The 736-nt window shown below is 71.1% G+C and carries 1 protein-coding gene; it reads left to right on the top strand.

Annotation, left to right across the window (positions count from 1 at the left end):
• Window positions 1-2: 2 nt before the first annotated feature.
• Window positions 3-736, top strand: a 734-nt coding sequence (locus tag PUR56_RS08725; protein ID WP_329876620.1) for a beta-ketoacyl reductase, incomplete at its 3' end; no start/stop codon positions are given.

Below are 736 nucleotides of genomic sequence, written 5' to 3'. Positions count from 1 at the left end.
GGGTGTTGGATCCGGCGGGGACGGTGTTGGTGACGGGTGGGACGGGGACGTTGGGCGGGTTGGTGGCTCGGCGTCTGGTGGAGTCGCACGGGGTGCGTCATCTGTTGTTGGTGAGTCGGCGTGGTGGTGCGGCGCCGGGTGCGGGGGAGTTGGTGGCGGGTCTGTCGGCGTTGGGGGCGTCGGTGGAGGTGGTGGCCGCGGATGTGTCGGAGCGGTCGGTGGTGGAGGGGTTGGTGCGGGGTGTGCCGGGGGGTCGTCCGTTGACGGCGGTGGTGCATACGGCGGGTGCGTTGGCGGACGGGGTGTTCGAGGCGCAGTCGGTGGAGCGGGTGGGGGAGGTGTTCGGTCCGAAGGCGGATGCGGCGTGGTATCTGCACGAGGCGACGCGGGGGTTGGGTCTGGCGGCGTTCGTGTTGTTCTCGTCGGGTGCGGGGGTGTTCGGGAGTGCGGGTCAGAGTGTGTACGGGTCGGCGAACGCGTTCCTGGACGGGTTGGCGCGTTCGCGGCGGGCGGAGGGTTTGCCGGGGGTGTCGTTGGCGTGGGGGTTGTGGGCCGAGGCGAGTGGTCTGACGGGTCATCTGGGGGAGGAGGGCCGGGCGCGGTTGAAGCGTGGTGGTCTGTCGGCGATGGCGTCGGGTGAGGCGTTGGCGTTGTTCGACGCGGCGTTGGGTTCGTCGGAGGCGGTGTTGGTGCCGACGCGGTTGGACTGGGGGGTGTTGCGGTCGCAGGCGGCGAG

It is taken from the genome of Streptomyces sp. BE303 (genome assembly GCF_036290945.1).
GTDB lineage: Bacteria > Actinomycetota > Actinomycetes > Streptomycetales > Streptomycetaceae > Kitasatospora.
The sequence above is the reverse complement of the archived record's forward strand: the minus strand, read 5'-3'. Positions and strand labels throughout refer to the sequence as shown.